Raw genomic sequence first — 6,014 nt, 5'->3', positions numbered from 1 at the left:
ACGATGTCCTGGATGCGCGGGCGCAGCGCGGCCAGCCGCTTCACGGTGAACTCGCCGACGACCGGGCGGCGGGCCGCGGCGTGTTCCGCGCCGTCACCCGCACCCCATCGACCTAGCGCAGGTCGGCGTGGATGCGAGGCGCCCCGTAGATCGCCTCAGATGCCTGGTGGTGCCGGTGGATCCGCTCGGTCAGCACCTGGTCCTGCCGAGCCCGCTCCAAAGGGCCGCGACACTGCCGGGCCGCCCAGGCGGCTGATCGGTGTGGTCTCACATCGGGCTCGCCCAATCTGTGACATGGCACACATCATGCGACCACGTTGTCACAAACGATCGGGTCGCCATCGTCCCGTTTTCATCCGTGTTCAACACCACGAGTGAGGACGATTCATGGGATCCCGATTCAACCTGTTGGACAGCACGACTGCCGCGAAGTTTGTCAAGCGGTTCTACAACGCTTGGTTAGCCCTGGACCGGTCGACACTGCCGAAGCCTCTGCGGGAACAAGTCGAACTGCGCGTCGCGAGTCGACCGTGTTCGCGGAGGCCGAGCTATGTCATTGTGCGCAACCCAGGGGGTTCCTATCAGCCCGGCATGTTCGCCGCGCTGATTCAGGACTGATCGGAGATCATGAGCCCCGGCCCGGCCATGGTCGTTCGATCCGGGCCGGGCCCAGGGCGCTACGCACAAGCGCGATGGCCCGCGCCCGCGCCCGCATCGCCACCTGAGCGGTCTCGATTCCGCGCATGCACTTCGACGTACATCCACTGGAACTCATATGGAGGCAAAGCAATGGATCTGCACCTGACTAACAAGATCGCCGTCGTCACCGGCGCCAGCCGGGGGATCGGCCTCGCGATCGCCCGCGCGTTGGCCGCAGAAGGCGTCACGGTGATCGGGGCCGCCCGAACGATCACGGACGAATTGACCCGCAACAGCGCCGACGCCATCGCCGTCGACCTGTCGACCCCGACCGGACCCGGGGAGCTCGTCCAGTCCGTCCTCGACCGGCACGGCGACATCGACATCCTGGTCAACAACGTCGGCGGCGGCGATCCGGCCGACCTGCGCGGCTTCAACGACTACGACGACGCCATCTGGCAGCGGACGTTCGACCTCAACTTCTTTGCTGCCGTCCGCGCGTGCCGTGCCGCCTTGCCGAGCCTGCTGCGACGCCGAGGAGTGATCATCAACATCTCCTCGGCCGGCGCACGCCTGCCACACCTCGGCCCGGTCCCCTACAACGCCGCCAAGGCGGCACTCAACGCGTTCGGCAAGGCCCTCGCCCAGGAGTACGCCGACCGCGGCGTCCGGGCCGTCACCGTCTCCCCGGCCGGCACCCGAACCGAGCTCTGGACCGAACCCGGCGGCTTCGGCGCAACCCTCGCCGCCGCCCAGGGCATAAGTCACGAAGAACTGCTCAAGAACGCCGCGACGGCGGCAGGCATCAGCTCCGGGGAACTCATCGAGCCCGACCATGTGGCATCCATGGTGACGTACCTGGCATCGCCATTGGCCATCAGTGCTACCGGAAACAACTACCTCGTCGACGGGGGCGCGGTGAAAGCAGTCTGACCGGCAATCGCCTCTTCCACGTGCCCCAGCAGACAGGAGATCGACCGTGTACGACAGGAGCGCTGCTCTCAAGGTGATGCGGGTAAGGCCGAGATCGTGAATGTGCGTCTGGACGCGCCCGACAGTAGCGGCGTTCGAGTGACGAACTGGCTCGTGGTGGTGCTGTGCTTCCTCCCGATCGTCATGGACGGGTTCGACGCGACGGCGCTGTCGCTGGCGGTCCCCGCCCTCGCCGAGAGCTGGGGGCTGGCGCCGGCGGCCTTCACGGTTCCACTGGTGGCGACGAGCGTCGGCGTGTTCGCCGGCTACCTGGGGTCCGGATGGCTGGCGCAGCGGTTCGGCCGTCGCCGGTTGCTGATCGGCAGCGTCGGCCTGTTCTCCCTCGGCACGATGATCATCGCGGTCGTCCTCCCCGCGCACTCGATCGAGGCGCTGGGGGTCGTTCGCCTGGTGACCGGGCTGGGGTTCGGCGGGGCGCTCCCGTCCGCGGTGGCGGTCGCGACGGACTTCAGCTCGAGCCGGCGACGTGACGTCGTGTCCCTGCTGATGGCGCTCGGGGTCGCGTCGGGTGCCACCGCGGCGGGCTTCGTCTACCTGCCGCTGATCGCCTCGGTCGGCGTGACCGGGCTGTTCTGGCTGGCCGGAGCGGTCTCTGCGGTGCTGGTGCTCCCCATGGCGATGTTCCTGCCGCCGGAACCGGCCGCCCGACAGGTCGCCGGCGGCGCCCCGCGCGGCGAGCGCGTCGGGCAGCTGTTCGCCCGCGGCGTGCGGATCAACACGCTCCTGCTCTGGCTGTACGCATTCCTCGTGTTCACGGTGTCCACCGCGCTGTCGGCGTGGGCGCCCGTCCTGCTCACGGATCTTGGGGTCTCGGCGGCCGAGGCGCCGCTGGGGCTGGCGTTCATCTACCTCGGGGCGATCGTCGGCGGGGTGGCCATGATCCCGCTCGTGGCCTGGGCCGGTATAGGCCGGATGCTGATCGCGATGCCGGTGCTCACCGCGATGCTGATACCGGCGTCGGTCAGCCTGGGTCTCGGCGGCCTGGGGTTGCTGATCGCGCTGTGCGGGGTCGGTGCCGCGGTCAGCGCCAGCCAGAACGGCCAGCTGGCGATGGCCGTCGCGCTGTACCCGCGCGAGCAGCGGACGACCGGGATCGGGTGGTCCTCGGCCATGGGCCGGGCCGGTTCGGTCGCGGGACCGGGCCTGACCGGCGCCCTGCTGGCGCTGGGGACCTCGGCCAGCACGATCTTCTACCTCGCCGCGGCCGCCATGGTCGTCGCGGTCGGCTGCGCCGCGCTGCTGCGAGCGAGCATGCGCAGCGGGGCACGAGCGTCCTGACCCGCCGCGCGGCCTCCTCAGCCCGGCAGCGGGCGGCCGGTGGACTCGCTAGCGCAGCACGGCAAGCGTGGACAGCAGCGCCGGCATCATCATGTAGAGCCCCGGCACCACTGCCGGCCTTCACGGTTCCGCTGGTGGTGACGAGCGTCGGCGCGATCCGGGCCGGGCCACGGCGTCCCGGTCGAGCGGAGTCGCCTACCGCGCAGCACCATTTTGCGGTATTCAGGCTCCCACGCTGTCATAGCTCTGGGTCGCGTGGCGTCTCATGGCTAACTGGTCGGGTTCGTAAGTTCTTCGAGGGTTACGCGGCGCTCTCCAGCACGGCAAGCTGATCGGTGCAGTCAGCGGGTTGCATGACTACTTGGTGGCGTCTGGCCCGCGCGATTCGCGGACGGCGTCGATGAACACGGTTTCGGGGGTACCGGTGCGGCGGGCCGGCGCCTGGCGCTGTCCCAGGTCCCGACGTCGGCGCCCATGACGACGGAGAAGGGGTTGCCAAGCCCGTTATGCGGATCGCGGATGTCGACGAAGGCCGAGCTGAACACGACGGAGGTCCGGTGCGGCAGCGTCACCGGCTGGCCCACAGGCATCGCGGCCGGGGGACGACGTCGCATCGGGCAGGAGGCTCGACGTGTACGTGCGGCTCATAGGTTTGGCCAGAGGATGAAGAGGGGGTAGGCACGCCGGCTGGGCCGGTCGCCGATCTCTTTGATCGCCGTACGGATCTCGTGCAGGTGCCTGGTGGTCATCTGCAGTGGGGGCTCGTCGGGCTGGTAGGTGGTGCGGATCGGGTAGTCCACGCCTGGCTGTCTGGTCATCTCGATGTGGCAGCCCAGCACATGGGTGACCGGTCGGCGGTCGGAGAAGTCGATCAGGCGGTCGATGGTCCGGGCGAAGGCTGACCAGTCCTGGATGTAGAGGCGGCCCGGGTAGACCGTGTCGCCGGTGAGCAGGAACCCGGTCCACCGGTCGTAGAACGTAACCGCCGCCTCGTGGTGGCCCGGGGTGGCCAGGCACTCCAGCACGCGGCCTCCCAGGTCGACCTGTGTCACGGCGTCGGAATCCTTGCTGAACCCGAAGTACTCCCAGGCGGTGGCCAGATCCGCGCCGACCACCGTGGTATCGGGGCGGTCGGTGAACTGATCGTCGCCCGCGATGTGGTCACCATGCGGGTGGGTGTGCAGCACCAGCAGGTGGTACCCCTCCCGGGGATGGTGGGCGAGCCAGCCGGCGACGAGCTCATCGACCACCCGGCGCAAGGGGAAGAACTCGTCGGATACCGTGGCGCCGGTGTCGATCAACACCGCCCGTGCGTTTCCGAACAGCAGGAACAAGAACGGCGCCTCGTAGTTGATCGCCATGTTCTGCCGCAAGATGAACGTGTGCTCGTCGTACGCGTGGACCTGGATGTCCGGATCGGTGTTGTGCTTGGCCGACGGTGAACCGTGAATCCACCGGACATCCAGCGCACAAGGCTGTGGAGTCACTCCAGTGAAATCGATCAGGGGTATGCCCGCATCCATGACGTCTCCTTCGAGTGTGTCGTCTAGCAGGCCGGGTACGGCGCACATCTCGTCCGGGGCGAGCACTTGCGGGCTTCCACGGCGACGGTACCACGACAGCGATCACCCAATCTTCGCCGCCGTGGATCGTCTGGGTGCCTGTCGGGCGTTCCCCCCGGAGTATGGACACGGGGTTCATGCTGCTTTGAGCAGACTATCGGGTTGCTGCTCGTAGTCGATCGGGCTCAGGTGCCCGAGGGCGGAATGCCTCCTTCTCGTGTTGTAGCGGGTGATCCACTTGAAGACCGCCAGGCGTGCTTGCCGCGCAGAGGACCAGCGTCGGGAGCCTTGGAGCGTCTCACGTTTGAGCGTGGCGTTGAACGCTTCCGCGGCGCTGTTGTCGGCGCTCGTGCCCACAGCACCCATCGACCGACGGACACCCAGCTCGGCGCACAGCTGCGCGAACTCCTTGGAGGTGTACTGACTTCCATGATCGGAATGGAAGATCGCGCCCTCCAGGCCGCCCCTCGTGGCAACGGCAGCCCGCAACGCGTCGGCGACCAGTTCAGTGCGCATGTGGTCGGCGATCGACCAGCCCGCCAGGCGGCGTGAGTGCAGGTCCAGTACGGTCGCCAGATACAGGAACTCGCCATCGCCGACGGGCAGATAGGTGATGTCGCCAACGTAGCACTGGTTAAGCGCTGGGGCAGTGAAGTCCCGGCCGATCAAGTCGGGCGCCTTCTGGTCGGCAGGCTCGGGCAGCGTGGTGCGTACCTTCTTACGCAGGTGCAGCCCGATGATGTCGAAGACGCGCATGACCCGTTCGACACGCTTGTGATTGACCTTCCTGCCCTGGGCGCACAGTTCGGCGGTGACGCGCGGGCTGCCGTAGGTGCCGTCGAACTCCTCATGTATCTGCCGGATCTCCGCATATTTGGCAGCTTTGCGAAGAATGTCGCGCTCCAGCTCCAGCTCCCGGATGCGGGCTTTGAGCTGCTTGTTCTCGGCTTCCAGCACGTCGTCGGACGAGAGCGGCCCGCTGGCCGGCTCCTCGACCGACCCCTTCTTCTCGGCTCCGGCGGTGCCGTTCGCGCGGGCCTCACGCACCCACAGGCGCAGCGTCTCGGGGTGCACGCCCAAGTCCCGGCCGGCCGACGCGTACGTCCGGCTCGGGTCAGACAGGTACAACGCGACAGCGTCCGCCTTGAACTCCGGCGGATACGACTTCATCGCCACGTGGAACTCCTTGCCTCCGGACGTCCATCATCCGGCACTCAAGGTGTCCACACTTCGGGGGAAGGGCCCGTCGCCGCGGCAAAGCAGCGTCGGAGGATGACTTGGGATCATGGTTCATCGGGTCGCCCGTCGGGTCGACCAGGTCCAGGCGATCGGGAGGATGAGGCTGGCCACGGCAGCTCCGCACTGAGCGAGAGAGCCGTAGCCACCCATCGCCATGCCGAAGCGTCACCGACCAATGAGGTCGTTTGCCGGGATGACGCGACTGACCCGACGCCCGCATCGCCCGCCTTGCCACGTTCGGCTGGGTCACCTGCTACAAGGCGATTCGACGGCCTCAGCGCCGGGCTCAACATGTGCTAGGAC

At 67.7% G+C, this 6,014-nt stretch carries 4 protein-coding genes; 2 read left to right on the top strand and 2 right to left on the bottom strand.

What is annotated here, in order from left to right; genetic code table 11:
* Positions 1 to 789: 789 nt before the first annotated feature.
* Both ACZ6SA_RS43710 and ACZ6SA_RS43705 read left to right on the top strand, forming a co-directional pair.
* Positions 790 to 1,572, top strand: coding sequence for an SDR family NAD(P)-dependent oxidoreductase (locus ACZ6SA_RS43710; protein ID WP_347650145.1), 783 nt, complete (start codon positions 790 to 792; stop codon positions 1,570 to 1,572).
* A gap of 138 nt (positions 1,573 to 1,710) precedes the next feature.
* Complete coding sequence (locus ACZ6SA_RS43705; protein ID WP_347650146.1) at positions 1,711 to 2,910, top strand: MFS transporter; 1,200 nt, start codon at positions 1,711 to 1,713, stop codon at positions 2,908 to 2,910.
* A 644-nt stretch (positions 2,911 to 3,554) separates the two neighbouring features.
* On the opposite strand, the gene ACZ6SA_RS43700 is transcribed toward ACZ6SA_RS43705, so the two are convergent.
* Together ACZ6SA_RS43700 and ACZ6SA_RS43695 are read right to left on the bottom strand one after the other, a co-directional pair.
* Positions 3,555 to 4,499: an MBL fold metallo-hydrolase gene (locus ACZ6SA_RS43700; RefSeq protein WP_465835004.1), complete on the bottom strand. Its 945-nt coding sequence runs from the start codon at positions 4,497 to 4,499 to the stop codon at positions 3,555 to 3,557.
* A gap of 108 nt (positions 4,500 to 4,607) precedes the next feature.
* A complete protein-coding gene (locus ACZ6SA_RS43695; protein ID WP_465835002.1) occupies positions 4,608 to 5,648 on the bottom strand; it encodes an IS3 family transposase in 1,041 nt (346 codons plus the stop codon).
* Positions 5,649 to 6,014: the final 366 nt, after the last annotated feature.

It is taken from the genome of Nonomuraea sp. NPDC049378 (genome assembly GCF_055586745.1).
The sequence above is the reverse complement of the archived record's forward strand: the minus strand, read 5'-3'. Positions and strand labels throughout refer to the sequence as shown.

Excerpts from the sequence above, each read along its gene's own strand:
- ACZ6SA_RS43710 (WP_347650145.1), top strand. The coding sequence starts at position 790 with ATGGATCTGCACCTGACTAACAAGATCGCCGTCGTCACCGGCGCCAGC.